This is a genomic window from Shigella sp. FC1967 (assembly GCF_001743005.1).
Taxonomy (GTDB): Bacteria; Pseudomonadota; Gammaproteobacteria; order Enterobacterales; family Enterobacteriaceae; genus Proteus.
Genome location: NZ_MIIZ01000497.1, coordinates 1 through 208, shown reverse-complemented (window position 1 = coordinate 208; position 208 = coordinate 1). Strand labels below are relative to the sequence as shown.

Sequence of the window (208 nt, the reverse complement as noted above, 5' to 3'; positions counted from 1 at the left end):
TTAAACGTAGCATCTTACTCACATCTTCAACGGGTTTATCTAGTGTTTGTGCAATTTCCTCAACACTTGGGCTCATGATCAAGTTTGTGTGCTAATTCCCTTGCCGTTCTTAAACGTAGCATCTTACTCACATCTTCAACGGGTTTATCTAGTGTTTGTGCAATTTCCTCAACACTTGGGCTCATGATCAAGTTTGTGTGCTAATTCC

The 208-nt window shown here is 40.4% G+C and carries 1 pseudogene; it reads right to left on the bottom strand.

Features of this window, described 5'->3' with window-relative positions:
- Positions 1-116: pseudogene (locus tag BHE89_RS04265) on the bottom strand (sigma-70 domain-containing protein); the annotation flags it as partial.
- Positions 117-208: the final 92 nt, after the last annotated feature.